The organism is Agrobacterium sp. 22-221-1, assembly GCF_053522445.1.
The window spans coordinates 130,009-155,733 of record NZ_JBNWCL010000008.1; the positions used below are offsets into that span (position 1 = coordinate 130,009).

Sequence of the window (25,725 nt, forward strand, 5' to 3'; positions counted from 1 at the left end):
TAGATCCCCTCCTTAAAAAAACGGTGCGCCGCCCCGCCGCTAAAATTGCGCGGGGCAGGCAAAGCCGGCGATGGCGTCCAGCCTGAACGGGTTGAGAACCGAGCCGAACTGAATATCGAATTCGGCAGCCTGAGCGCCATTCGCAAATCGCACCCGCAGCAGGTCGCCCGACTGGTTTTCGATATCGGCGCCGTCGAACAACCGGAATGGCGACCAGTCGCCGTTTTCGGTTTTCGCCTGCTGCCAGCCGCCCGGCTGGAAGGCGATGCGCGACAGGCTCGCCGTGTTTTCACGCGACGGCCAGGTGATCGATTTCGCCTGAATGGGGCCGTGATAATAAACCACCCGCTCGCCTTCGATTTCCAGCATCACCGCGCTGGAGGCATTGGTGAGCGAAACGGGTTTGACATTGATCGACACCGCCGGCGTCTCGCTGCCATTCGGGAAAAAGGCACGCGAAATCTTGTCGGCATTTTCGAACTGGGCGACGGCGCTGCTTGGAATGCCGGCGGCGCCGAAAGTGCCTTTCCAGCTCCAGGGGTTGGTGGTCTTGTCGACAAAGGCTTCCATTCGCTGTTTGAAGAAGGACTGGAAAACCCCGGTCGGCCCGAAGAGACGGGTGAAATCCGCGATGGCGACATCGCGGGAAGACGACCTGTCGAAAGGATAACGCCCGGTCACGATGGAAGAGCACAGCGATGCCGCATCGGCCGCCCAGAGTTCGGCAATGCGGCTGCGGGCGGATTTGACCGCAAGCGAGCCGACATCCGCCGCCACGCCCGCCACCCACACATCGAGGGGCGCCGGCAATTCACGGGCCTGCTGCAACAGATCCTGATTGGCCTTGGTGAGTTGACTATCCACGTCGAACACCTTGGCGACTTCATCGGAGGTGGTTGCCGAGCGGGCAAGCTGCTCGTTCAGCATCTTGAAATGCGCGAGCAACTGTTCCGATGGCGAGCCGCCGGCCTTGCCGCCATTGGCCTGCTCGCCCGTTGTGGCCGCGCCTTTCGCCGCCAGCATGTCCCGCAGTCTCGCATAGGGATCGGCCGCGTTTACAGTGGCGGCCAGAACGACTGCGGTCGCGTCGCCTTCAGCGGCGGAGGCGAGGGCGGCGGGGTTCGCTCCGGGGCGCAGATCGGTCGCCTCCGCGATCGATCTGGCAGCCTCCACCACGATATTGCGTTCATTGGCAAGCGCGCGGGTTGTTTCCACCGCGTCGCCAAGGGTCTGGGACGGCTTGACCCGAAGGTCGGCCAGCGTATCGGCCCATTTTTTCTCGAAACGGTCGAAATAGATTTGCAGCGCGGCCTGCGCCACCTGCTCGACGGTTGCGCCACGGAGTGCATCATCGGAACCGCGCACCCACCCTTCGGAAAGTGCGATACGGGCCGCATGGGCCACCTGCGGAATGACGACGCTGCGATATCCCTCCGCCGTGAAAAGACCTTCGATGCCTTCCGCCATCGGCGCTTTGCTGCGCCGCTCGAAGGCACGCTCTCCCAGCGGGCCGAAGGCCGTGGCGGGTGTCCATTCCATCAGTTCCCGCGTCTGCGGAAGACCGGCGAGAATATCATAGGCGCGCGTGCCGACAGCCTGGTTGCGGATGGTTTCACGGGCAGTGGCGATGAGCCGTGCGTCTAGCTCAATCGGGGCGAGCACGCCGTCCGCGAGCGCTTCTGCATGCTGGTCGAGCGCTTCTCTCGCCGCCGCCCTTCCATCGCCGGGATAGAGGGATGCGAACATCTGGTGCGTCTGCACGGTCAGAAAATCGGGGTCCAGCGCACCCATGCCGCCAAGCATTCCATAGAGCTTCAGCGAATTGAAGGTGCGCGTGACATCCTTTTCGTCCTTGAGCTGTTTCTGGAGCTGCACGATCATGCGCGGCAGGAGCAGGGCATTGAGTGCGCGCTGATAGGCGTCACGCTGCCGTCCGGCGATCTTGTCTTCCTGATCGAGCCCGAAGCTGACATTCCACACTCTCTCGCGGGCAAAGCCGGAATTGACATCGCGCAGATTGTCGAGCGCCGGAAGGATGCGGAGAAAATCGGCGTCGGAAACATCGCGCACGGGAATGCCCTGAACGAGTTGTTCATAAGCGCCAAGTTTGCGATCCGCTTCGGCAAGCGCCTGCGTATTGGCGAAATAGGTGAAAATCCAGCCGGTGAAGACGATGGCGACTGCGGCGGCCGAAACACCATAGGCGATGCGCCGCACCAGCAATTGCCGTCCGGAAAGGCGCTTGTCGCGCATCACCAGCGCGGCTTCGGGGAAGATGACATCCTTGAACAGCCGCGACAGGAAGTAGCTTCGGCGGGTTCTGGCCGCTGCGGGAGACCTTTCCGTTTCCGGCTGCGTTCCCGAAGCGAGATAAACGCCACGCAAAAGCGGGGCTTCGATCAGCGGAGACCGTGCGCAAAGTTCGGTCAGGGCCTCATGGAGCCGGTCTTTCAACCGCGCAAGTTCGGCGGGGAAACGGAAGATGCGGCCGCGCGTCTCGGCATTCTGCTCCTGCTGCAGGCGCTCGATCAGCATCGCATCGACCCGCTGTTGCAGCAGTTCGAACTCTTCCGTCAGGCGTTGCGGCAGGTTCTCGGCGGTATAGCTCTCATCCAGCTTGAAGGTGGTGCCCCACACCTGCTGGCGGTCGGTCTTGTTGAAACCGTCGAAGAATTCCACGAAACCATGCAGCAGATCGGCCTTGGTCAGCACGATATAGACCGGGACGCGGGCGTGCAGATATTCGTCCAGTTCCGAAAGCCGCTGGCGGATGGAGCGCAGTTCCTGCCGTTGTTCCTCGGGATCGCGGGTGAGAAGATCGGGGATGGACAATGTCACCAGCGCGCCATTGATCGGCTGCGAGCGGCGATAGCGTCTCAGAAGGCCGAGGAACCCTTCCCAGCCGGCTTTGGATGAGCCATCGAGGTCGTCCTGTGTGGTGTAACGGCCGGCGGTGTCGATCAATATCGCCTCGTCGGCGAACCACCAGTTGCAGTTGCGCGTGCCGCCGATGCCCTTTACCGCGTTTTCGCCGAGCGCATCGCCAAGCGGAAATTGCAGGCCGGAATTGGTGAGCGCCGTTGTCTTGCCGGAGCCGGGTGCGCCGAAGATCACGTACCAGGGAAGGTCGTAAATATAACCGAAACGCTTTTTCGTGACCCGCCGCAGCAGCGCCAGCGCTTCCTTGAGACGCATCTGGATTTCGCCGACTTCGGCCTGGCGGTTGGCCAGAGCCTCGCGCTCGATACTGTCGACGAGTTCCTTGTCCTGCTTGCGGCCGCGATAAATCGTGACGACGATATAAATCAGCCATATGGCGAGAACGATGCCGATGGCGATGAGCCGGGCCTGCGTCGTTCCCAATGGCTTGAAATCGCCCAGCGCGACCAGATAGCCGTAAAACCAGATGACGATGCAGAGCGCGACCACCCATAACAGCGACAGGAAACGGCGGCCGATGAGAGCGGCATAGCTCTCGACATAGGATCGGATCGTATAAAAATAGCTCAATGGATTCATGGCTGTGCCTCTTGCGGCTGCTGTCCCGAACTGTTCTGGATGGTCGGCGAGAGAATGCCGGCGTCGCTCAGTTTTTCATCGGGATTGGTCAGGACCATGATTTCCGTTCTGCGGTTGATCTGGCGGCCTTCCTCCGTTTTGTTGTCGGCGATCGGGTCGCTGTCGGCACGGCCTTCTGTCAGGATCGCTTCCGGGCCGGTGAATTGTGAAAGAATGTCCCCGACCGCCTTGGCGCGGGCTTCGGAAAGGTGCCAGTTCGATGGAAATTCCACCGTCTTGATCGGCACGGTATCGGTATAGCCGATGACGACGGCACGGAATTTTTCAGCCGCAAGCGCGCCGCCGATACGCTGGATGAGATCGCGGAACTGCGGGCTGACATCGGCGCTGCCGGTGGAGAACAGGCCCGAATTGTTGATGCGAATGCGCAGCCGCCCGTTTACATCCGCCAGTGTGACTAGCTTCTTTTCGACTTCCGGCTGAAGGAAGGCCATCAGCTTTTCAAGCCGGGAGGGTTGCCGTGGCTCCACCGTCTTCGGCGGTTCCACGACCTTGGGCGTTTCGACCTGCGCCGGTGGCTGGGGCGGGCTTGCGATCAGCACGCTCGGCGTCTCGTTCGGCGGCAGATGGGCGAGCCTCTCGAAGGTCACATCGGATGCGTTGTTGAGCGACAGCGTGAAGAAGAGATAACCAAGCGCGAAGGCAAGCGCCATCAGGGACAGCAGGGTCCACAGCGCGGCCATCGTGCGCAATGGCGTATGACGGGCTTCCACGCCTTTCCAGTGCGGCGAAAGCTCCCGTTCGAAGGTGCCGTATTGGCCGATCAGCGTCTTGTAGAGGCTGTCGCGGATGCGCGAAAGCTCCAGCGCACCCTTTGGCGAAACACGGGTACGCCCTTCGAAAGCCAGCGACAGGCACAGATAGATCAGCAGCAGCAGATCCTTGCTGGCGCCGGGCGACTGATGGAAATGGTCGAGAATGTCGAAAACCCGGTCGCCGCCGGTGACATCGTTGTGGAAGGTGGAGACAAGGCCGGAGCGCGCCCAGCCTGCCCGCACGCCCCAGGGTTTACTGAGAACCACATCATCCACCGTGGCGCAAACGACATAATGCGCCGCCCTTGCCCGCTCGGGGCTGATGCGGGCGGAGGCGAGATCGCGTTCGTAGCGGGTGATCGCCTCAATGCAGGCGCGGCGAAGCTGATCGGGATCCGGCTCCGCATCGCTGAAGCGCAGGAGATGCGCGAGGTTGAGAAGGGGAGCGGCCGATTGCACGAGCGTCGGCACATCGCCGCCGCCGAAATGGAAACCGGAGAGCAGTTGATCGACCGGCATGGCGGCCGCGCTCGCCCTCGGCCGCCCGGTCGGCTCGTTGGTCTCGACAATGTCTTCGAGGATCGCCGCCATGTTACGGGCATTCTGGTTGCGTCTGCGGCTTTCCTCGGTGATCTCGACCACCGTCGGCAAATCCTGCCAGGAAGAAGGGTTTTCCTTGCTCATTCGCGTAACGCCCACATTTCCATCTCAAGCCCGGGGAACTCGCCTGCCAGATGCAGGGCAATCGCGCCGGAGGTCTCAAGCTGCTTCCAGAGGGGTGATTGCGTGTCGATCTCGAAATAGACGGTGCCGGACCGATAGGGCAATTGCCGCGGCAGGACCGGCAGGGAGCGCACGGGAATGCCGGGCAGAGCCACATTGACCAGTTCGGAAATCCGCTCCACCGGCCCGACCTTGATCTGCGCCGGCAGGCGGCGACGAATGTCTTCGGCGGCCATATCCGCGCGCACGGCGAGTACGAAGCCGGCATCGCGCAGCAGCGTGCGGTCGTGGATGGTGCCGACGCGGACGCCGTGGCGGCGCTCCACCAGCTCGATCGCCACGGCCGCCTGTTCCAGAACCGCTGACAGCGATGTGCGCAGATCGTCGAAAACCGCCCCGAAGGTGGCTTTCAAGTCCTCGTGCCGATAGGGCGGGAAATCCGTCGCGCGCTTTTTGTCCGTGGTGAAGGTTGCAAGCTCGCCGGCAAGCTGGATGCAGTCTTCGTAAAAGCGGATGGGGTGAAAACGCGTGGCGTTGGCGCAGCGATGCGCCAGCAGCGGATCGGCCCGATTGAGGATTTGCAGCAGGAAATAATCGCCCACTTCCGCCGTTCCCCTGATCGTCGGATCGCCGATGCGTTCGGCAATCGCCTGGGCGCGGTGGCGCACGATCCCGAGAAGCTCCGTCAGCAATTCGTTGAGGCGGGGCGCCGCCGCGCAGCTCAGGCTCGGAGGAATGAAATCCGGGTCCAGAATGACGGCGCGGTCTGAGCGGACCTCGATGACCCTTGCAAGACCGATGAGATCGTAACCGGAAAGATCGTCGCCGGTTTTCAGGAATTTCAGGCTGAGACGGCCGACATCGATGGGGGCCACGAAATCCGTCTCGATATTGGTGTCGGAGACCTCATAGCTGGAGGCGGTGAAGCGCACATTGTTCGCATCGTTGCGGCCGCTGGCGGACATGTCGGCCTTGCCGGGTTGCCGGGCCGGCAGGGCGAGATAGATAACGGCGTTCTTGACGCTTTCGTCGAGATCGAGCGGCGGCGGCAGGTCGGAATCCTCCGGCGCCTCGAAAGGCGTTCCATCGGGAAGAACGCCGCGCAGGTTCGACAGGGCGAATTGCCCTATCGACAGCGCGCTGCGGTCCACGCCGATTTCGGCGATGCCCCACGGGTAAGGCGAGAGGTTGCGCGTGGTGTTGCGCACCAGCCGCTCGGTCCAGCGGTCGGATTGCTGAAAATGCTGAACGCGAAGAAACATGCCCTCGCTCCAGGCAACACGGTTCTCATGTCTCATCGTGGTTGTTTACCCCCTTTGCATCGGCCGTTATCGCGTCAGGTTCCTGCGTCGGCGCGGCCTCACCGCGCGCTGCCCGCTGCAGGAACTGCCTGACCGGCAATGGACGGCCGTTTTCCTCAAATTGCTTTTTGTAAGTGGACCAGTAGTCGGTCTTCATGATCAGCCCCTGCCAGTCGCGGCGCTCGATTTTGGCACGAAGATCGTTGCCGGCATCGACGGAGGCTTCGAGAAGCCTCGGCTCGAGCTTTTGCGTGCAGCCGTGGATCAGGGTTTCAAGAGAGGCGGCGAGCCGCCGCTGCTGGCGGATGAGCGTTTCCACCCGTTCGCTCAGGGAGGCTGACGAACCGTGGCCGGCGCGCTCGCCTTCAATGTCGAGAATGGCCAGACAATCGGCGCTTTCCTGCTCCAGCACGGTCAGAAGATCGCCGATCTCCTGCGCGGTCGAAGCGCCCGCAGCCGATGCGCCCTCTGGGGTCAGGTCTTCGCCTGCTTCCGGGAAAACGCTGTCGAAATCCTCGTTATCTGAGGCCGAAACCGGACGAGAGATCATGACCGGCGTGTTCAGTGCGTCGGTATGTTCGTGCTCGCTGCTTGCAACCGGCTCCTCGTCCCAGTTATCAGGCAGAACGGCGCCTATTCCGCGCGCCGAGGGCGGTTCGCTCCAGCCGATCTCGACATTTCGCGAAATGGATTTCGCCTTCCGCTTCGCGCCCTCGCGCCATGTTTCGGACCAGTCGTCGGCGGAGGCGGTATTGCCCATCACGCCGCCGGCCGAACGGCCATTCGGGGCGATATCGGCAAGGATCGCAGAAATGGTCAGCGGCTCGTCACTCATGCGCAGGGAAGCATCGGGATCGGAAAAATCCAGTTCGGCATCGCCGCTGATGGCGACCTGAAAAACCTGCCCGCCAATGTTGATTTGCGAACCGTCGCGGAGACGCGCGCTTTCGCCTTCCAGCAGCAGGCGGCCATCGACCAGCGTGCCGTTCGCGCTCTGGTCAAGGATCGTAAAACCTTCGCCATCGCGGCTGAGCGTGCAGTGCAGCTTGGAAACGCGCCGCTCATTGTCATCGATCTGCCAGTCGCAATCGCGAGACCGGCCGATGACGCGGCGGCCGCGCTCGAAGCTCCACTGACTGGCTCTTGCGGCTCCGATATTTCGTGTGTCCTTGAGTGCAAGCTTCATATCCATGCCCTCACGCGGAAATCGCCGAGCCTTCGCGCTCGGTCACCACAGCATCGGCGCTGTCTTTTTCGGCGGGCGCCACGCGAGCCCAGCTGTTCCAGCCGAGGCGGGCGGGGGCATCGGACTGGCCGAGGCGGCAGAAGGGAATGTCCTCCTTTTTCAGGATCACCTGCACATCGAAATGCAAGGCGCTTCCGACGAACAGGCGTGTCAGCGAAAATATCTCCGCAAGGCGTTTCGATCCGGGCGTCAGGGCCAGATAATCCGCATAGGCGACGGGACCGATCACGATCCGGAAGCCGCCGCTCATATCTTCGACAGCGCTTCCCGCCGTCGTGTTCTGTCCAAGCCTCAGACCGGATGCCTGCCCGAGCTGGCTTTGTTCGTGAAGCGGCAAAGCCACCCATCGCCGGCGAAACTGTTCGACATTCACCGGAAGTCCCGTGAATTCGCAAAGCATCGAGGTCAGGGCCGAAACATTGCGGTTGCGGCCGGCCAGAAGGCCGCTGAACCGCAGGAGCGCATCTTCGCTCACGCCTGCCTTCTCGACCAGACCGGCTGTGCGGAACCCGGTGAGTGCAAGCAGGGTTTTGCGAAAACCGTTTTCCTGACGCTCGGCCGACCAGCGCAATCCCCTTGCGAGGCGGTATTTTTCCGTCGCGGATACGAACAGTTCGCTGAACCTTGCTGCGAACAGATTGAAGAAGCTCGCTAGCGCCCCGGAGCGATTGCGTTCTTCCCGCTGCAGCAATTCGCCATAGGCCGGCGGCAGCGAACCGAGCGGCCCGACAATGGGCGCGAAGGCGGATTTCAGTTCGGCCTGGCCGCGTTTGCGGTTGAAACCGCTGATCGCCAGCGGTGTCGGCTGTGTTCCGCCATGGGCGACGACGACAATCCCGTCATCCGCCGAAACGAGCTGGGCGACGCGAAACGCGGTGGCGGGCTCAAAACGGCCGGGATCGTCGCTGAGAAGCGCGGCCTGCCGGTCTTTCATGGTTGGCGTCTGCTGTTCCATCCCGGTCTCCTAGAGCAGCGGCCGGTCGGCTGCACGGGCAGGCCAGCGGGCAATCGGTTTGGAATGGCCGCGCATCGTCGCCGTCAGCCGCGTGAAACTGTTAATCGAGGTGTAGAGCCCGAAGAAATGATTGAGGACATTGGCGAAAACAAATGCGGCAGGCCGCGCGATCAGCGCGGGGTCGAACTCCACGGTGATGTCCGTTCCCGGCACCATCGCCGAGCCGATCCGGGCATGGGAATTCTGCGCCTCGACATTGCTGATCGCCTCCACCAGCTGCCGGGTTTCCGGGCTGTCCCTGAAGGAATAGAGCGAGAGAATGTCCTTCAGCGGCGCGCCGCCGCTGTCGGTGAGGGAGAGATGGTTGAGGAGGAGATGCGAGATCAGCCGCCATTCACGCGCGGAGCGTTCGTTGACGCGGATCGCCGCCGTCGGCGGCATCAGCGCATGGATGGATTTCACCGCCTCGTTGCCGGTCGAAAGCTGCAGGAAGGGGTGGCCGCCGCCAAAGGGAAGCTGGCTTGGCAATTCGCGATTGATGCACAGCGTATCGATGCTCGCCACCATGTCGAGCGGCCCCAGCGGTCCGCGCTTCTGATCGACGAAGGCGATGTCCGTATCGGAAGAACCGTCGTCGTCGAAACGGCGCTGTATCTGCCAGAAAACGTTCGCGCCGTTGTTGCGCTGGGTACGGCCGAAGAACGGGGAGGTCTTTTCGGTCTGCCCGGAACGGCTGGTCAGCTGGACGTTTTCGACGGCATAGATTTCGCGGGTCCGCTGCCGCCGTGCATCCGGCAGCAGGCGGTATTCCGTGCGTGTGCCATCGAGGCTGAGCGGTTCGCAGCTTTGTTTGAACAGGTTGATGACCGGCGAGGCGTTCAGCACGAAATCCCGGACCGACACCATGCGCTCAAGCTGCGTGTCCGCCGCATCCAGATAGATGTAAAGTTCGCAATCGCCGCCGCTCCATTTTCGTAGCCCATCGATATCGAGAAAGAGAAATTTCTGCGGCAAGGCGAAGAATTCGGTGAGAAGCCGGTATCCGTCAAAACTGTTGGCCGGATAGGGCAACATGGCCTGATCGCGCGTATAACCCGATGGCGTGAGATTGCCGGCGGGCAGGAAAACGGCTTCCTTGTCCTCGGCGTGCCGTGCAAGCGCCATGCCCACGCAATGATTGGTCAAAAGCTCGTAAAGCGCCGTGGCCTGCTGCCAGGCGGCGGACAGAAAAATCTGAAGCTTTGTCAGGCCCATTTCCGGGAAGGTGCCGCTGCGCGGCGCCGTGCTGCGCAGCGAAAGCCGCAGGCAGCTGGCGGCGCCGGCAAACGAGGCCGAAAAAGGCGCGTCGATCGGCTGGCCGGAAAGCGTTGCGGCTGCGATTTGCAGCGGCGCGATCTCCACCGCCTGCGTGGTGCGAAAACGGCAGCTTTCACCCCCCACCGGCTCGGCAAGGATTTCGCTGTGCCGGGGAAGTGTCTGCACGGTTGCGAGCGCCGTACTTGGGGTGAACTGAACCACGCTCATGGACGGGATCGGCGCAAGATAATGCGGGTAGAGCGTTTCCAAGAGGCTGTCCGACAGTTCCGGAAACTCGTCGTCCAGCTTCTGGCGCACACGGGCGGCGGAATAGGCGAAACTCTGAATCAGCCGCTCGACATGCGGATCGTCGGCGACATCGCCCGTCATGCGCAGCCTGCCGGCGATCTTCGGAAACGCCGCCGCAAAACGCGATGCGCGTTTTCGGAGCGCGAAAAGTTCGTCATTGTATTTTTCGAGAAAGCCGTCAGCCATTCGTCGCCTCCACCAGGAAACGCTGTGTGGACGGATCGATCCGGGATTCGAAGCTGATCGGCGGCATGCCTTCCTGAAGGCGGAAACTTGCCTGTATGCGCATGCGAAGCGCCCGGTCGCCATCCGTGCGGTTTTTCAGGATCGTCACATGCACATCGCCAAGGCGGGTTTCGAACAAGGAAATTCGCCGCTCGATGCTGCGTGCGAGCCGCGCCTTGGAGGCATCCGTCACCAGATTGGCCGAAAGAATGCCGTCCACGCCATAGCTCACCAGCGCATCGGTAAGCTCTTTCAGCGCTGTCGGCGGACCGGCGGGGTTACGGCGGGTATTGAGCAATGCCTCGAGATCGCGGCGGATCACCTCGCGCATCTCGCGCGCCTGATCCTTCAGGCTGACGAGCATATCCGTTTCCGCATCCGGCGCGTCATCGAGCAGCCGGTCCAGAACGGAGCGCGACAGCGTTCTCTGCCGCGCGCGATATTGCTCGAGCGGATCAACCACGGGCGATCTGCCTTTCATCGTCGGAGGCGGCGGAAAGGGAGCCGATCTCGTGGAACGGCACCACATCGTCGCCAATCAGCAGGCAGCGCTGGCCCTGCCCGGTTGCCAGAGGCTGGTCTTCCTCGCTCCATCGGGTTTCCCGGCCGAGGAGGAGGCTGACATCGTCCTTCGCACCGTGATAGATGGCCGGAAGCAGCACGGATGCGACCGCGCCGTCGCGCAACGTCAGCTCAGCCCCGCGGAAAGCGAGGTCGCGCGGGCGGCTCATCGGGTCGATGGCGAGGCTTTCTATGCGACCGTAATCGATCCAGAGGTAGCGGCCGCCATTGGTCAGCACCTCCAGCGCATGCGGAATCCGGTCGTCCAGATCGCGAATATCGCCGGCGCTCTTGCCGTTGCGGCCGATTGGTACATTGCCGCGTTTTTCATCGAGTTCAGCCAGTGCGGTTCTGGCGGCATCCGCATCGCCGCTGCGTGCAGCGATATTTGCCCGGATGGCCAGTTGATCGAGTTCGGACGGACCGCCGGGGAAATCCGGCACCGCGCCGTTTTCGAACCACGCATTGCGTGCGGCCATGGCGCGCAGTTGGTGGCGAAAAAGAGAAAAGCCGACGCTTTCCTGCGGCGAGAATGTTGCGGCCAGATTGCATTGCGCATCGGCCTTCTCATAGTCGCCGGCAAGGACCAGCAGGTCGATGTAGAAATGGCGGCCATCCTTGTCGGTTGGCTTCGTTTTGACGTGTTCGCGCGCAAGCCCGATCGCGTCCTGCAGCCGGTCATCGTCGAGAAGGCGGGAAATATCGTCGCGCAGCGTCATGCGGGTATCCTTTGCGGCTCGGCCTGAGACCGGGATGCGGCGGCGGGCGGCATCATGGTTTCGGCAATGAGGTGGAAGCTCGTGGAGACGTCATCGAGCTGGAAATGCGGCTGAAGGCGCACGGTGCAGGAGAATGTTCCGGGCTTGCCGGGAACCTCGAAGACGTTGATCCCGGCGGAGCGCAGCGGGTAGCGCGTGCGCAGCGCCGCTTCCGCATCGTCATTGCCGAGCGTGTAGGAGGAAAGCCAGCCTTCCAGCTTGCGCTCTATCGTCGAGGCATCGCTCAGCTGGCCGATATCGTCGCGCATGATGACCTTGAGGTAATGCGAGAACCGGGAGGCACACAGCACATATTGCAGCATGGCCGCGAGGCGGGCGTTCTGTCTTGCCGCTTCGCTGGAATAATGGCCGGGTGCATGCAGAGACTGGTTGGCGTTGAAGATCGCCATGCCGGAGAGATAGGTGGTGGAGACGGGCACGATGCCGAGATCGGAAAATTGCTGTTCCTGTCCGGTCGTCAGCTGCACCTCGACGGGCGGCTGCGCGGAAAGGCCGTTGCTTTCGATGCCGAGATCAAGCGGCGGCAATTGCCGGGAAGAGAGCATGCCGCCATCCACGGCATCCTGCGTCACGCCGCGCAGATCCGCAAACCAGCCGGAATCGACGAAATTGCGCACCACCACCGTTGCAAAGGCGAAGGCGGCGTTGCCCCACAGCAGGGTCTCGCCGCTTTCCGCCACATGCTCGCGGAATGGAAATCCGTCATCGCGCCCCCGCGCATAGGGCCTGTAGGGCGAGCGCAGCAAAACGCGCGGCGCAACAAGCCCGACAAAGCGGGAATCGTCGCGTGCGCGCAGCGCATTCCACCGCAGCCGCGATTTATCCTGCTTCAGCGAGGAAAAGTCGTGAACCCGGCTGAGTTCGACGAAGTCCTGCAGGCCGACGGCGGAAGGTGCTGCCGCCGCGACGAAGGGGCAGAAGGCGGCCGCAGCCACCATGCCGATCTGCGACAGCGTGGTGATGGAATCGGCGCCCTGAAGATCGTCTGGGGAAAACGCGTAGTCGCCGATCAACAGGCCGACCGGCTCGCCGCCCGGCATGCCGAATTCGCGATTATAGACGACTTCGAAAAGATGGCTCTGGTCGAAGTCGGTGGCGCGTTCCGTGTTGCGGGCAAGATCGCGCCAGCTGGCATTCAGCATCTTCACCTTGACGTCGGCGCCGCGACCAGCCTCGCGAACGACCATGGCAAGCCCGCGCCATCTCGCTTCCATCGCCTGAAAATCAGGGTGATGGAGAATGGCGTTCACCTGGCCGGTCAGCGCATCGTCGATGAGGGCGATGAGCTGGTCGGCGAAAATGCGGGCGTCCGGAAAGGACTGATGCGCCATGAGCGGGCTCCGGGTGACGAACGGGGCCGGGGTGGCGGACCACCCCGGTCCGGGTTCAGTTCTTGGACGGAATACGGGCGACCATGCGCAGCGAGGTCGTCAGTTCTTCCATCTGCAACCAGGGCCGCATCCATGCGACCGCATTGTAGGCGCCGGGTTTGCCCGGCACTTCCTGCACGGTCACCTTGGCGTCGCGCAGCGGATATTTCGCCCGGCTTTCTTCGCCCGCTTCGTCATTGGCGTTGACGTAGTTGGCGATCCAGCGGTTGAGCCAGACTTCGCAATCGGATGCTTCCATGAAGGAGCCGATCTTGTCGCGGCCCATCACTTTGAGATAGTGTGCGAAGCGCGACGTGGCCATGATGTAGGGCAGGCGGGCCGAAACCGCGGCGTTGGCCGTGGCTTCCGGCTTGTCGTAAAGCTTCGGCTTGTGCGCGGTCTGGGCGCCGAAGAACACCGCATAATCCGTGTTCTTGTAGTGGCAGAGCGGCAGGAAGCCGAGCTTGCCGAGTTCCGCGTCGCGGCGGTCGGTAATGCCCACTTCGGTCGGGCATTTGAGATCGAGATCGCCGTCATCGCTGGAGAAGACGTGCATGGGCAGATTTTCCACCCGGCCGCCATTTTCCGCACCACGGATCGCCGTGCACCAGCCACTCTTTGCAAAAGCGTCGGTCAGCTTCGTTCCCATGACATAGGCGGCGTTCATCCAGCAATATTCGTCATGCTGCAGGTCGCCATTCACTGCACCCCTGGTTTCGTCATAGGCGAAATCGTCGATCGGGTTGGTTTTCGGGCCATAGGGCATGCGCGCCAGAACACGCGGCAAAGCGAGCGTGACGAAACGGGAATCGTCGCTTTCGCGGAAGCTGCGCCACTTGGCATATTCTACCGTATCGAAAATCTTCTCGAGATCGCGCGGACGGGCGAGATCGCGATAATCCTCGAAGCCGAACATCTGCGGGCTTGCCGCCGAGATGAACGGTGCGAAAGCCGCCGCCGCAATCGACGAAACCCCCTGAAGCAACTGTACGTCATCGAAGGAATTGTCGAATTCGTAGTCGCCGATGATCGCGCCGAGCGGTTCGCCGCCGGGTGTGCCGAATTCGTCTTCGTAGATCGCCTTGAAGAGACGCGACTGATCGAATTCCACGGCCTTTTCCAGATCGCGCGCCAGTTCCCGTTTGCCGGCGTTCATGACGCGGATTTTGAGGTTGACGCTCGTCTCGGAATTCTTGACGAGATAGTTGAGCCCGCGCCAGGTGCCTTCGAGCTTGGCGAATTCCGGCGCCTGCATGATGGCGGCGAGCTGTTCGGAAATCGTCCGGTCCAGTTCGGCAATGGCGTGGTTGAGGGTGACGGTGAGGTTGCGGTCGTATTTGACCGTTCCCTTCAGCGCCTGATCTGTCAGCGTGCGCAGAAGATTTTGCGCGCGGTCCGGTTCGGTCTGGCGGGTTGCAGCAACCACCTTGGACAGCAGTCCCTGATCTTCGGCGGTCGTTGCCTGTGCTTCGTTTTTCAGCAGGCTTTCAGCGCTCATGTTTCAGTCCTTCCACATGCGGCTTTGAAAAAAATGCCGCTTGAACAGTTGAAGCCCCGCAATCGGGGCCGTTCGGGGAGGTTTTCCTCCGCACAGGCGATTATTTGCTCGCGCCGTTCTTTTCCTTGAGTTCGGAAACCAGCGTTGCGAGATCGGTCTTGTTCTGCAGAATATCTTCCAGCATCCGTTCCAGATCTTCCGAACGGTCGGCCTTGGAAAGCAGGTCGCGCAGCTCGTTGCGGGCGTCCAGAAGCGCCTTGAGGGCAGGAACCTGCTGCACGACGGCGCCGGGTTCGAAATCGTCCATGCTTTCGAACTTCAGGTTGACCTGCATGTCCGTGCCGTCTTTCTGCAGCGTGTTGGCAACGGCAATGTTGAGGCCAGGCGTCATGCGGCGCATCACCTCATCGAAATTGTCGCGGTCGATCTGAACGAATTTACGCTCGCCGAACGGCTTCAGCGGCTGGGTCGGATTGCCCGAGAAATCGCCGAGAACGCCGACGACGAAGGGCAGTTCCTTGACCACCATCGCGCCTTCGGTTTCGACTTCGTATTTGATGTGGACGCGGGGCTTGCGAACCCGTTCCAGCTTTTCGTGTACACTTGCCATTTCAACCTCCTTGATGCCCCTTGGCATGGCTGACTGTTACGGGACGGCGTTTCCGTCCCTTGCTTCGTTATTTTCCGTTGTTGTCTCCGCCGGGCTTGATCCCGGCGGCCGTCAGAACTGCGTTGCGGGCCTGTGCCTCTGGCAGAAGCTCCGCCAGCAGTTCGGAAAAATCCATGCGCCCCCTGCGAACCAGCGTTTCGATGGAGAGCGAGATCGGTGAATGCGGTTCGGTTCGGCGAAAGTAACGCGCAACCGAAAGAAGAGTTTCAAACGCTTCGTCGCGTGAAGATATGCCTTCCGGTGACGTCGCGGGTGTTCGTGCCGTCGGTTGCCCGTTGTCGTTGGTTCCAGGAACCGCGGCTGCCGCCTGCTCGACCGGTGCCGGTTCCTGCTCGCGCCCGCCCAGCGTGCGGATCGCCGCTGCAGCTTCGATGAGCGTGTTGCGGATATTGGAGCTGGGTGGCGCGGACTGGCCGCAGCGTTCGGAAAGAACCGCCATGATGGCGTCGAAGCTGGAGAGACAGGCGTTGACCTCGGCCAGATGGGAAGACATGGCGGCAACGCCTGCTTCGGATGCCAGCCGATACAGTTCTTCGCGCCGTTTGCTCTCGTTCGGCCGTTGCGCCAGCTGGAAATCCCAGAGGCTGTGCTCTCCAAATTTCCCTCCGGGGATCAGCGGCGCAAGCCGGAGCGGCTGCACAAGCGTTCCCTCGGTGCCGATGCCGTTCAATCCCGCAAAAGGTGCAAATTTTTCCTCATCATTATCATCGCTGATGGAGCGCAATGAGTCCCAGTGGTTGTAAAAAAGATCGCCACAAAGCTCATAGATTTCGCGCAGTCCAGGAAAGCCGCGCAGCCGCAGGCTTGCTTCGGCAAGCCACGCCAATATTTCTATGTCCTTGCTTTCGGAATATATAATCTGCAATCCAAGATTGCTGACACTGTCCCAGCTATTGGAGATCTTTAAGTTATCCTGTGGGGACGCGGCGCGCTCTTCTGTGCGTGCCTGGTTTCTTTCATCCTTAATTCTATAGTATATTTCACGCGTTCTTGAATCGATGCGGATGTTTTCTCCGCAATCTCCAAAAAATTCTATATCTCTTTTAACATGCGGCGCGTTCAAGAGCAGTCTATCCCCAGAAAATAGTAATGGATTTTTTGTAGTTACTTCCCTTACGTAAGGCTATTCCTCAGACAGACTTATTCAAAATGTGTCTAAATTGTGGCGTCTACTGCCTAATCTAACCCGATAAAAAATAAACTTCGGGGTGGACAACCCGGTTTCATCATCATAGTTATTCCACGTCACGTTGTGGAATGAACCCGGGCAGGAGGCTCATTGCATGTCGCATATCGATCTCAATCGCCTCGTTGAAGCGCTTGAGCCTGACCTGCGCGTCACCCTTGAAGCTGCGGCTTCCGTTGCGGTGCGTATGGGGCACAGGTACGTGGATATCCCGCATTGGCTGCTGGCGGTTGTAGATGCCGGCATCTATGCGAAAACATTCGAGGAATTAAAAATTCCACTTCCGGTATTGCAGGCGGAAATCGGCCGCAGTCTGGAAGAGGCCGTTATCGGCGATGGAGAGGCATTGTCGCTCTCCCAGAACGTCCTGACGGCGGGCCGCGAGGCATGGGTTCTCGCGTCGCTGGAGGCCGGGCGCGACCGCGTGACGCTTTGCGACCTGCTTCTGGCGATGGATGAGGAAACCTCGCTCCGCTCTTTCGTCCGCTCTGCATTTCCGTCGCTGAAGGCGATGGATCGCGCGGCTCTCGAACGCCTTCGCAGTTCAGTTGAAGACAGCAGCGGAAGAGAGGTTCCTTCCGCGGCGGCAGGTGCCGCGCCGGCCGCCGGCCAGAACGATTTTCTGCGCCTTTACACCCAGGACATGACCGCCGACGCCCGGAACGGCAAGGTCGATCCGGTGATCGGGCGCGATGATGAATTGCGCCAACTCGTTGATATTCTTACGCGCCGTCGTCAGAACAACCCTATTCTGGTGGGTGAGGCCGGTGTCGGCAAAACGGCGGTCGCCGAAGCGCTGGCGCTGGAAATCGCTTCCGGAAATGTGCCGGAAAAATTGCGCAACGTCCGCCTGCTGAACCTCGATATTTCGCTGCTGCAGGCCGGCGCCGGCGTGAAGGGTGAGTTCGAGCGCCGTCTTCATGGCGTGATCGATGCGGTAAAACGCTCGGCCGAGCCGGTCATCCTGTTCATCGACGAGGCGCATGGCCTTGTCGGCGCAGGCGGTGCGGCCGGACAGGGCGATGCGGCCAATATTCTCAAGCCCGCTCTCGCACGGGGAGAAGTGCGCACCGTCGCGGCGACGACCTGGAGCGAATACAAGAAATACTTCGAAAAGGATGCGGCGCTGACGCGTCGTTTCCAGCCCGTGCATGTGCGCGAGCCGGATGAGACGACTGCGATCCGCATGTTGCGCGGTGTCGCCGACAGCTTCGTCAGCCATCATAACGTTATCGTTCGTGACGAGGCGATTGTGGCGGCGGTGCAATTATCGGCGCGTTACATGCCGGCGCGGCAATTGCCGGACAAGGCCGTCAGCCTTCTCGATACGGCGGCGGCCGCCGTTTCGCTGGCGCGGCAGACCCTGCCGGAACGGCTGCGTGCCATGGAAAGCGAGCGGCGTCTTCTGACCGATGAGTTGAACTGGCTTCTGCGTGAACCGCAGGACGAAGAGATGCAAAGCCGTATCCAGTCGATACGCGACGAAGTCGAGAAGCTTGAGAGCGGGATCGACGATCTGCGCGGCCGTTACGATGCGGAAATGGCTGAACTCAGCGAAGAGCAGCCCGTTGAAACCGGCGCGTCGAATGTGTCGCGCTTGCGGCCTGCGGCTGAGACCAAACCGGCAAATGCCGAAAGACTAGTGCCGACGGTGGTCGATCGTGAAGCGATTGCATCCGTCGTATCGCGCTGGACCGGAATTCCGCTCGGTAAGCTTCTGGCCGACCAAATCGAAAGCGCGCGCACATTGGATGCGCGCATGCGCCAGCGGGTCGTGGGGCAGGATGCTGCAATTACCCGCATTGCCGATGCCATGCGCACCGCCCGTGCCGGATTGTCCGATCCACGCCGCCCGCCCGCCGTGTTCTTCCTCGTCGGCATGTCCGGAACGGGTAAGACCGAGACGGCGCTGTCGCTCGCCGATCTGCTCTATGGCGGCAACAGCCATCTGACGACGATCAACATGTCGGAGTTCAAGGAGGAGCACAAGGTTTCGCTGCTTCTCGGTTCGCCGCCCGGTTATGTCGGTTTCGGCGAAGGCGGCGTGTTGACGGAAGCGGTTCGCCGCCGGCCGTTCGGCGTTCTCCTTCTCGATGAGATCGATAAGGCCCATCCCGGCGTCCAGGATATTTTCTATCAGGTGTTCGACAAGGGCGTGCTCCGCGATGGTGAAGGCCGCGATGTCGATTTCAAGAACACCACGATCTTCATGACGGCCAATACCGGTTCGGAACTGCTGGCCGCGCTCTCCGCCGATCCGGATACGATGCCGGAAGGCGAGGCGCTGGAAGCGCTGCTGATGCCGGAGCTGACCAGACAGTTCAAGCCCGCATTCCTCGGGCGCACGATCATCCTGCCTTTCATGCCGCTCGGTGCGGAAGAGCTCGCAAGGATCGTGGATATGCAGATCGGCAAGATCAGGGAACGCGTGCTCGCAACATACGGCGCCGACCTGACCCTTTCCGATGCCGCGCGCGACGCGTTGGTGGCGCGCGCCGGTGCAAGTGAAATTGGCGCACGCGCCATCGAAATCATGATCGGCAAGGATCTCCTGCCGCCTCTTTCCAGCTTTTTCCTCGAAAAAGTCATCGCGGGAGAACGCGTGGGCAAGATCGTTGTCGATTTTGGTGAAAACAGGTTCGGCATTCGTGCCGAAGCGGCTGGGGAAACAGATGAATTCGCCGCGTCCGAAGAGGGTGGGGTGGATAAAGTTGCCGCGTCGGATGGGGCTACCCGACGCATGCGGCATTAAACGAAGGGTAACGCGGCCTCGAAGCAAGAGGTCATTTCAGCTACAGGAGCTTACAGCATGCCAATTTATCTGCAGATTGACGGTATCCAGGGCGACGCCACGCATGAGGAACACCGCAAGTGGATGGACATCGAAGCCATTCACTGGAACGTAGCTCGCAACATGAACACGTCTGCCGGTTCTGCTGCAAACCGCGAAGCATCCGAACCGACCATTTCGGAAGTCATTCTGACCAAGGTTAGCGATTCTTCTTCCACCAAGCTTTTCCAGGAAGCCTGCGCCGGCCGCACTGGCAAGCTGGCAACCATCCATCTGGTGACCACGGGCAATCCGGGCAACACCTATATCGAGTATCTGCTGACGAACACACTCATCGCCAGCTACTCGGTGGATTCCAGCGGCGACCGCCCGGTGGAAACCATCAAGCTCAACTTCACCAAGATGGAAGTGAAGTACACGCCGTTCGACGACAACAACTCGCCGCAGTCTCCGATGATCGCCTCTTACGATCTGGCGACGACGAAGGCCGCTTGATAGCGACGCGACCCGGTGTCGGCATTTGCCGGCACCGGAACGTTTTCATTGCAGTTTTGCAGCTCACGTCGTGATGTTTCTCATCCACGTTGGACGAGGCGGGTTTTTAATGCGCTCCCTATATGCGTTTTTTGTTTCTGTGCCGGTTGTTCTGGCTCTGTCCGGTCTTTCGCCGGCGGGTGCCGAGGAACGGACATGGATATTCTCCGGTGCCGAACTCAAGCAGGCCATCGAGGGCAAACTTGCCCCGGAAGTGTCTGATCCGGAAATGCGGCGGCTGGTTTCCGTCGCAAAATCGAGCGCCTATATCGCCGGTGTGGCCGATCTGACAAGCGGATCGGACTGGTGCGGTGCGGGTGCCGTGGCGCCCCATGAACTCACCGACCGGATTTACACCTATCTCGGCGATCTTCCTGCGGAAAAACTGGATGAACAGGCAGCCACTCTCGTGCGGGAGGCGCTCAAGGTCTCCTTTCCCTGTGAGCAGAAAAGTAACTAGTGGGACGAACCATGCGTGTTAACTTTGACACTCTCTATAAGAATTATCCGAGCAGCGACCCGTCGCATCCGAACTATCTCAGCCAGCGTGATCTGTTCACGGAAATCGGCTGGGACGATTTCATCGGCAATCCGAACTATCACAATACCTGCGCCATCCGCGTCAGCATCGCTTTCGTGAAGTCGGGCATCAACATCGTGCCCGCCTCGCACCGCATCCAGAAGGGCCCCCATGCCGGTAAGGGCATAGAGGTGAACATGCGCCGCCTTGCCAACCTGATGAAGCGGACGAGCTATCTTAGCGAACCCGAGCCTTTCACCCCCGCGACGGCGCGCAACGGCATCGGCGCGCGCAACGGTGTCGTGGCGTTCAACAATATCCCCGGCTACACCGGCGGCGGTCATATCGATCTTGTGCGCGGCGGCTCGGAGGCTACCCAATGCGCATCGGCCTGCTACTACAATTCGGAAACGATCTGGTTCTGGCCCCTGCAATCCAGCCGCGGGTCCTGATTAGGAGTATCCCATGAACGACCAGCCTTCGTTTTCCGATTTCGTTCAGGCGAGCCGCGTTCTGAAGGTGTCTTCGCCACTCGGCGAAGACCAGCTTCTGCCGGAGCGCCTGTCCGTCGAGGAGGGCGTATCGCAGCTCTTCGACATTCGCCTGACCGTGCGTGCGAAGAAGGAAGCGGTCAAGCCCGAAGAACTGATCGGACGGCTGGTCGATATCTCCATCGAGATAAGCCAGGGCGACGGCGATGGCGGCGGTGTTCGCCGCCCGTTCAACGGCCTGGTGACGGAGCTGCATGAGGGCCCGCCGATCACACGCGGCATGCGCTCTTATGCGCTGACCATCCGCCCGCAAATGTGGCTACTGTCGCGCCGGTCGGATTGCCGTATCTGGATGGACAAGACGGCGGTGGAGGTCGTCGAGACGCTGTTTTCCGAACACGGCATTCCGGCACCCGATACATCGGGCATCATCTCGCCGCCGCCTGCGCAGCACTACAGCGTGCAATTTAACGAGACCGATCTCGATTATCTCACCCGCCGTTTTGAAGAGGACGGCCTGTTTTATTGGTTCAGCCACGAGGATGGTTTCCACAAGCTGCATGTGGCCGATAGCGCCAGCGGCTGGCTTGGGCCGTCGCCGGCCGCCCAGGGGGAGGGGACGGTGCGTCTGGCGCAGGGGTCGTCGGATCGCAATCACATCAACGACTGGGCGCGACGTTTTTCCTATGTCTCGGGCCAGCGTGCGGGTGCCGACTGGAATTTCGAGACGCCGGGCATGGTGCCGGGCACGATGACGCCGTCGCTGGTGCAGATGCCGGATGCGACGAAGCGCGAGCTTTACGAATATCCGGCCCGCATCAAGACGGTGGAAGAGGCCGAGCGCGCGCAAAAACTGCGCACCCAATCCATCGAAGCCGATCACGACCGGGTTTTCGGTTCGTCGACCGCGCGCATTCTGGAAGCCGGCCGCCGCTTCACGCCTTACGAGGTCGCCCATCCCGAACACGCCTATGAAGAGCATGTGATCATCAGGGCAAGCCACAGCATCGTCGACCTCTCCTATGAGACCAATGGCAACGAGCCGGAATATCGCAACATCTTCGAGGCAATTCCGGCCCGTGTGCCGCTGACGCCGCACCGGTCAACGAAACGCCCGCGTATCGAAGGCACGCAGGTGGCGATCGTCGCCGGCCCTGAAGGCGAGGAAATCCATCCTGACCAATATGGCCGCATCAAGCTGTGGTTCCCGTGGGACCGCAAGGCGAAGAAGGATGGCACGGATACGTGCTGGGTGCGGGTCAGCCAGGCATGGGGCGGCGGCACATGGGGTGCGCAGGTCATTCCGCGCATCGGCATGGAGGTGATGGTGGCCTTTGTCGATGGCGACCCGGATAAGCCGCTGGTCATCGGTGTGGTCAACAATCCGGCCAATTCCGTGCCCTACGACCTGCCGGCCAACAAGACACGCATGGTGCTGCGTTCCAACAGCCACAAGGGCGACGGTTTCAACGAAATCACCTTCGAGGATGAGGCCGGCAAGGAAAACCAGTTCTTCCACGCCCAGAAGGACCAGACGACGCGGGTATTGAATGACCGGACCAAGCGCATCGACCGGCATGAGGTCGCCTCGGTCGGCGGCAACCGCGCGGTGGAAGTTTCCGGCAACCAGAAACACGAGATCGGCGGCTCGGTGAACACCGTCGTCGGCGGCACGGGGCCGATGGCGATGATGGCCATGGCGGGTGTGCAGGCCCTTTCAGGACAGACAGCGGGCCTGCTTTCGCAGGCCGCCCAGATCGCCGGCGGCGGTGGCCCGGGCGTCGCGGCCTTCGCCACCACGCTTGCCTCATCCGCACTCGGCTTCCTCGGCGCAGGCGGTCTTTCCTCGCGTGAGGGTGTCGTTTCCGGCTCAAGCCCGCGTGCGGATGCGGGCACGGCGCTCGCCGGTTCCGGTTCGGGCGTCGGTTCCGATGCTTCGGGATTGTTTCCACTGCCGGGTATCATGAACACGATCGTCAGTTCGTTTCAGTCTACATCCGTCGGGGTGGCGAAAACCGAGCAGGTTGGGGTCAGCAAGGTCACGAATGTCGGCCAGACCTCGTTGGAAAATGTCGGGAAATTCAAAAAAACAATTGTCGGCGAGGAGTTTGTCATCGAGTGCGGCGCTTCGAAATTCATCATGAGAAAAGACGGCACCGTCATTATTCTCGGCACGAACTTTAATTTTACCGCATCTGGCCCGACACAGATCAATGGCGTGGTCGTTGACTTGAACAAACCCGGCGGCGGTTTTTCAGACGCCGCGCCGACATCGGCGGACTCATCAGCAAAAGGTTGATCTGAGATGTCCGTCGATAACAGGACGCCATTTCCCGCCCTTGCTTTCCGACAATACAACTTGCTCGGGGAGCTGATGGGAGTCGTGGTTGCAAGGGGTAGTTTCAAGCTGACAAATGGAGGGCCTCTCCAACTCTCGGACAAGCAATCGCCCCTTGTCATGTCAGATGTCTATGACGGTGACCCGCATCAATCACCTCAGATGGTATGCACCGATCTTGCGCCATTCAAGCCCGGAACCGACGTGACATTTATAGGCGCAACATTTTCACCGGGTGGAGAGCCTTCATCCTCGTGGACTTGCGGTTTACGGGTAGGCTCTATCGAGAAGCGTCTCCGCGTCCACGGTCCACGTTTCTGGCGGGCAAAAACGCGCAAGACTTGGCGTGGTTTGATGGATCGGGCGCATGAGGATGCCCTGGATGGTTGGGAACTCACAGAAGGCCAACCGGTACCTCACGTCCCGTTGGACTGGCGGCTGGCATTTGGAGGGCGGCTGGGCCATGAGGCTATAGAGGCAAATCCCGTCGGCATAGGCCTCGTAGACGAATCGCGGTTCAGGGAACGATCCGAATGGCCCGCTCCGCAGATTGAAGACGAAAACCTGCCAATTCGCGCGGTAAGCGACAGGCCGACGCCTGCAGGTCTTGCTCCGATTTCACCCTTCTGGCTGGATCGCGCCGATCTCGCAGGAACCTATGATGACGAATGGTTGGAGAAGCGGCATCCCCTGCTTCCGGCGGATTTCAATTTCTCGTTTTGGCAGGCCGCACCGAAAGACCAGGTTGCCGAACCTTGGTTGACGGGGAACGAAGCATTTGAGCTTCACAGACTCTTGCCGCAGTTTGAAACTCTGGAAGGGTTTTTACCTGACATCTCGCTGCGGGTGGAGCTCGACCAGGGACGGGGCGTTCAGTGGTCCCCTCTTGTTCTCGACGGTGTCCACTTCGACATGAGGCCCGGAATTGGCCGAGTATTTCTTACGTGGCGGATAGGATTTTCTTGGCCCGAACGGCGCGGTGTTCCGATACTGTCAATCGCCGACAGGCACGCGGAGACGATGGCATGAGCGATGATGTCACCGTTCTGGAGCCAATTACTGTTTACGGCTCAGATCCTCAGCCGAACATCGCCTTGGCGAAAGAACTGAACCTGCCGCAGACCACTCTCTTCCACGAACCCGACCGCGCTGCAGGGTACGTAGATTACAAAAGCAGCCTTGATGCGGAAGAGCAGCGCGCATACTTCAATGACCCCGAAGAGGGAGACGAATATCATCCGCCGCCAACGACCGCGGATCCGAGCCCGCCGGAATTTATTCCAGATGATGCTTCAGCGTTGGCTGTATGCCTGTCCCCAGATGTTTGCAAATCACCGGACAAACCGGTTCCTTACATGTGCTGGGGCAAAGGAGATGACAAGAGCAACTATTCGCCCGATGTGCGATCAAACGGCCTCGTCGTCAAGCGCCAGAATTCGCAGTTCCGTTGCTCGTATGGCGATGAGCCCGGCGTAGGCCTTGGTGTAAAGTCAGGAACCGTCGGTAATATCGTTGAACCTGTCACTTCGTCCACTATCGTAAGGGCGAACGGAATACCTGTTCAACGGCACACAGATCGCTGCACGCTCAACAACGGAAATTGCCCAGGCGAATACGTCAACGTCAAATCGACCGAGACAAGTACTCCGCCAGACGCGAATGATGAGCAGGATAAGGCGTGGTATGAACAAGCGTTGGACTGGACCGGCCAGAAGCTTGATGAAGCTGGAAAGGCGATCAGCGAATTCGATGAAAACAATGGGAGGATTGTTACTCGAACGGTAGGTGGTCTGCAGGCGGTTGGCGGTGCTGCGGAGGCAGTTGCCGGCGCTGCCCTTGCCGGGGTTGGGGGCGCGGCAACCGGCACGGGTGTCGGTGCAGCACCGGGTATCCCGGCCATGATCGGCGGTGGCCTTCTTGTTGCTAACGGCTATGATAATTTCCAGGCTGGCCTGCGTCAGGCGTGGACGGGTGAAGCGACTTCAACCGCCATTGCAAGCGCCTCCGGCGATGTCGCTAGGCTTGCTGGTGCATCCGAACAGACTGCACAACAGGTCGAAAACACCGTCGGAATGGTCCAAGGTGTTGCAGGTGGTACCGGAGCTGTTGCTGCAGGCATGAAAGTCGCAGGCAGAACTGCCGCAACTGCTGAGGCTGGTGCTTTGGCGAGAAGTCAGACACAGACAGCTGGCCGAACGGCGGTGGAGACAGGTGAGCAAGGTGCAAGAAGTACTCGGCGCATAAGCCTTCGCAGGCAGTATCTGGGCAATACTCCTTCCAAAACCTCACGCACCGGCAACGAGGTTCGTGAACGGATGCGTGAAGAAGGCCTGTTGCGGACGAACCGTAGGGGGCAGGATGAATTTCTTGACGAAAACAATGTCTGGAGACCGGTCGATTCACCTCAAACGCATATGGGGCACCACCCGGTTGACGCTGTCGACTATTGGAATTCTACGGGACGCTTCCATGGTGCCCGATCACAAGAAGTGCGAGATTGGATGTTGAACTCTGACAATTATCGGTTTGAATGGGGGCCATCAAACTCGAGTCGAGGGGGGCAAACTCGCTCCCGTTACCTGCCGCCTGTCAACTGAG

Annotated in this window: 19 protein-coding genes; 7 read left to right on the forward strand and 12 right to left on the reverse strand. The window is 60.7% G+C overall.

The features are described from left to right. Positions 1–39: 39 nt before the first annotated feature. The 12 genes from tssM to tssA all read right to left on the reverse strand — a co-directional run bounded on the left by tssM (position 40) and on the right by tssA (position 16,330). Positions 40–3,519 carry a type VI secretion system membrane subunit TssM gene (gene tssM, locus ACQZ5N_RS14450; RefSeq protein ID WP_448733271.1) on the reverse strand — a complete coding sequence of 1,160 codons (3,480 nt, stop codon included), beginning with the start codon at positions 3,517–3,519 and terminating at the stop codon, positions 40–42. Beyond that, positions 3,516–5,018 carry a type VI secretion system protein TssL, long form gene (gene tssL, locus ACQZ5N_RS14455; protein WP_448733272.1) on the reverse strand — a complete coding sequence of 501 codons (1,503 nt, stop codon included), beginning with the start codon at positions 5,016–5,018 and terminating at the stop codon, positions 3,516–3,518. Before tssL ends, tssM begins: the two co-directional genes overlap by 4 nt. Then, complete coding sequence (tssK, locus tag ACQZ5N_RS14460) at positions 5,015–6,355, reverse strand: type VI secretion system baseplate subunit TssK (protein WP_059761087.1); 1,341 nt, start codon at positions 6,353–6,355, stop codon at positions 5,015–5,017. Before tssK ends, tssL begins: the two co-directional genes overlap by 4 nt. Next, the gene (locus tag ACQZ5N_RS14465; protein WP_448733273.1) at positions 6,345–7,550 is read right to left on the reverse strand and encodes a type VI secretion system-associated FHA domain protein; all 1,206 of its coding nucleotides are present in this window, start codon (positions 7,548–7,550) and stop codon (positions 6,345–6,347) included. Before ACQZ5N_RS14465 ends, tssK begins: the two co-directional genes overlap by 11 nt. 4 nt (positions 7,551–7,554) lie before the next feature. Then, positions 7,555–8,559: a type VI secretion system baseplate subunit TssG gene (tssG, locus tag ACQZ5N_RS14470; RefSeq protein ID WP_448733274.1), complete on the reverse strand. Its 1,005-nt coding sequence runs from the start codon at positions 8,557–8,559 to the stop codon at positions 7,555–7,557. Between the two features lie 9 nt (positions 8,560–8,568). Beyond that, complete coding sequence (gene tssF, locus ACQZ5N_RS14475) at positions 8,569–10,350, reverse strand: type VI secretion system baseplate subunit TssF (RefSeq protein ID WP_448733275.1); 1,782 nt, start codon at positions 10,348–10,350, stop codon at positions 8,569–8,571. After that, the gene (gene tssE, locus ACQZ5N_RS14480; protein WP_448733276.1) at positions 10,343–10,852 is read right to left on the reverse strand and encodes a type VI secretion system baseplate subunit TssE; all 510 of its coding nucleotides are present in this window, start codon (positions 10,850–10,852) and stop codon (positions 10,343–10,345) included. The genes tssF and tssE overlap by 8 nt, the downstream gene beginning before the upstream one ends. After that, a complete protein-coding gene (locus ACQZ5N_RS14485; protein WP_448733277.1) occupies positions 10,845–11,669 on the reverse strand; it encodes a type VI secretion system accessory protein TagJ in 825 nt (274 codons plus the stop codon). Before ACQZ5N_RS14485 ends, tssE begins: the two co-directional genes overlap by 8 nt. After that, a complete protein-coding gene (tssC, locus tag ACQZ5N_RS14490; protein ID WP_448733278.1) occupies positions 11,666–13,060 on the reverse strand; it encodes a type VI secretion system contractile sheath large subunit in 1,395 nt (464 codons plus the stop codon). Before tssC (ACQZ5N_RS14490) ends, ACQZ5N_RS14485 begins: the two co-directional genes overlap by 4 nt. 55 nt (positions 13,061–13,115) lie before the next feature. Beyond that, complete coding sequence (gene tssC, locus ACQZ5N_RS14495) at positions 13,116–14,597, reverse strand: type VI secretion system contractile sheath large subunit (protein WP_059761077.1); 1,482 nt, start codon at positions 14,595–14,597, stop codon at positions 13,116–13,118. Positions 14,598–14,697: 100 nt separating this feature from the next. After that, on the reverse strand, positions 14,698–15,207 hold the full coding sequence (tssB, locus tag ACQZ5N_RS14500) for a type VI secretion system contractile sheath small subunit (protein WP_035263819.1): 510 nt from the start codon (positions 15,205–15,207) through the stop codon (positions 14,698–14,700). A gap of 67 nt (positions 15,208–15,274) precedes the next feature. Further along, positions 15,275–16,330: a type VI secretion system protein TssA gene (gene tssA / locus ACQZ5N_RS14505; RefSeq protein WP_448733279.1), complete on the reverse strand. Its 1,056-nt coding sequence runs from the start codon at positions 16,328–16,330 to the stop codon at positions 15,275–15,277. Between the two features lie 220 nt (positions 16,331–16,550). Here tssA and tssH point away from each other — a divergent pair, with 220 nt between their 5' ends. From tssH to ACQZ5N_RS14540, 7 genes are all read left to right on the forward strand, one after another. Then, entirely contained in the window at positions 16,551–19,205 is a 2,655-nt protein-coding gene (gene tssH, locus ACQZ5N_RS14510) for a type VI secretion system ATPase TssH (protein ID WP_448733280.1), read from the forward strand. Positions 19,206–19,262: 57 nt separating this feature from the next. Then, positions 19,263–19,739, forward strand: a complete 477-nt coding sequence (locus ACQZ5N_RS14515) for an Hcp family type VI secretion system effector (RefSeq protein WP_003504561.1) — start codon at positions 19,263–19,265, stop codon at positions 19,737–19,739. Positions 19,740–19,848: 109 nt separating this feature from the next. Next, a complete protein-coding gene (locus tag ACQZ5N_RS14520) occupies positions 19,849–20,238 on the forward strand; it encodes a Rap1a/Tai family immunity protein (RefSeq protein WP_059761069.1) in 390 nt (129 codons plus the stop codon). An 11-nt stretch (positions 20,239–20,249) separates the two neighbouring features. Continuing rightward, positions 20,250–20,750, forward strand: a complete 501-nt coding sequence (locus ACQZ5N_RS14525; protein ID WP_035260951.1) for a type VI secretion system amidase effector protein Tae4 — start codon at positions 20,250–20,252, stop codon at positions 20,748–20,750. Positions 20,751–20,763: 13 nt separating this feature from the next. Further along, positions 20,764–23,088 (forward strand): type VI secretion system tip protein TssI/VgrG, encoded by a 2,325-nt coding sequence (gene tssI / locus ACQZ5N_RS14530; RefSeq protein ID WP_448733281.1) that lies wholly within the window; start codon positions 20,764–20,766, stop codon positions 23,086–23,088. Positions 23,089–23,094: 6 nt separating this feature from the next. Then, entirely contained in the window at positions 23,095–24,156 is a 1,062-nt protein-coding gene (locus ACQZ5N_RS14535) for a DUF2169 family type VI secretion system accessory protein (protein WP_448733282.1), read from the forward strand. After that, positions 24,153–25,724, forward strand: a complete 1,572-nt coding sequence (locus tag ACQZ5N_RS14540) for a PAAR-like domain-containing protein (RefSeq protein WP_448733283.1) — start codon at positions 24,153–24,155, stop codon at positions 25,722–25,724. The genes ACQZ5N_RS14535 and ACQZ5N_RS14540 overlap by 4 nt, the downstream gene beginning before the upstream one ends. Position 25,725 lies beyond the last annotated feature (1 nt).

Bases quoted from the DNA above. Each gene is read 5' to 3' on its own strand.
- tssK (WP_059761087.1), bottom strand. From the start codon at position 6,355: ATGAGACATGAGAACCGTGTTGCCTGGAGCGAGGGCATGTTTCTTCGC.
- tssB (WP_035263819.1), bottom strand. From the start codon at position 15,207: ATGGCAAGTGTACACGAAAAGCTGGAACGGGTTCGCAAGCCCCGCGTC.
- ACQZ5N_RS14540 (WP_448733283.1), top strand. From the start codon at position 24,153: ATGAGCGATGATGTCACCGTTCTGGAGCCAATTACTGTTTACGGCTCA.
- ACQZ5N_RS14485 (WP_448733277.1), bottom strand. From the start codon at position 11,669: ATGACGCTGCGCGACGATATTTCCCGCCTTCTCGACGATGACCGGCTG.
- ACQZ5N_RS14515 (WP_003504561.1), top strand. From the start codon at position 19,263: ATGCCAATTTATCTGCAGATTGACGGTATCCAGGGCGACGCCACGCAT.
- ACQZ5N_RS14465 (WP_448733273.1), bottom strand. From the start codon at position 7,550: ATGGATATGAAGCTTGCACTCAAGGACACACGAAATATCGGAGCCGCA.
- ACQZ5N_RS14535 (WP_448733282.1), top strand. From the start codon at position 23,095: ATGTCCGTCGATAACAGGACGCCATTTCCCGCCCTTGCTTTCCGACAA.
- tssC (WP_448733278.1), bottom strand. From the start codon at position 13,060: ATGGCGCATCAGTCCTTTCCGGACGCCCGCATTTTCGCCGACCAGCTC.
- tssL (WP_448733272.1), bottom strand. From the start codon at position 5,018: ATGAGCAAGGAAAACCCTTCTTCCTGGCAGGATTTGCCGACGGTGGTC.
- tssI (WP_448733281.1), top strand. From the start codon at position 20,764: ATGAACGACCAGCCTTCGTTTTCCGATTTCGTTCAGGCGAGCCGCGTT.
- tssH (WP_448733280.1), top strand. From the start codon at position 16,551: ATGTCGCATATCGATCTCAATCGCCTCGTTGAAGCGCTTGAGCCTGAC.
- tssG (WP_448733274.1), bottom strand. From the start codon at position 8,559: ATGGAACAGCAGACGCCAACCATGAAAGACCGGCAGGCCGCGCTTCTC.
- ACQZ5N_RS14520 (WP_059761069.1), top strand. From the start codon at position 19,849: ATGCGCTCCCTATATGCGTTTTTTGTTTCTGTGCCGGTTGTTCTGGCT.
- ACQZ5N_RS14525 (WP_035260951.1), top strand. From the start codon at position 20,250: ATGCGTGTTAACTTTGACACTCTCTATAAGAATTATCCGAGCAGCGAC.
- tssF (WP_448733275.1), bottom strand. From the start codon at position 10,350: ATGGCTGACGGCTTTCTCGAAAAATACAATGACGAACTTTTCGCGCTC.
- tssM (WP_448733271.1), bottom strand. From the start codon at position 3,519: ATGAATCCATTGAGCTATTTTTATACGATCCGATCCTATGTCGAGAGC.
- tssC (WP_059761077.1), bottom strand. From the start codon at position 14,597: ATGAGCGCTGAAAGCCTGCTGAAAAACGAAGCACAGGCAACGACCGCC.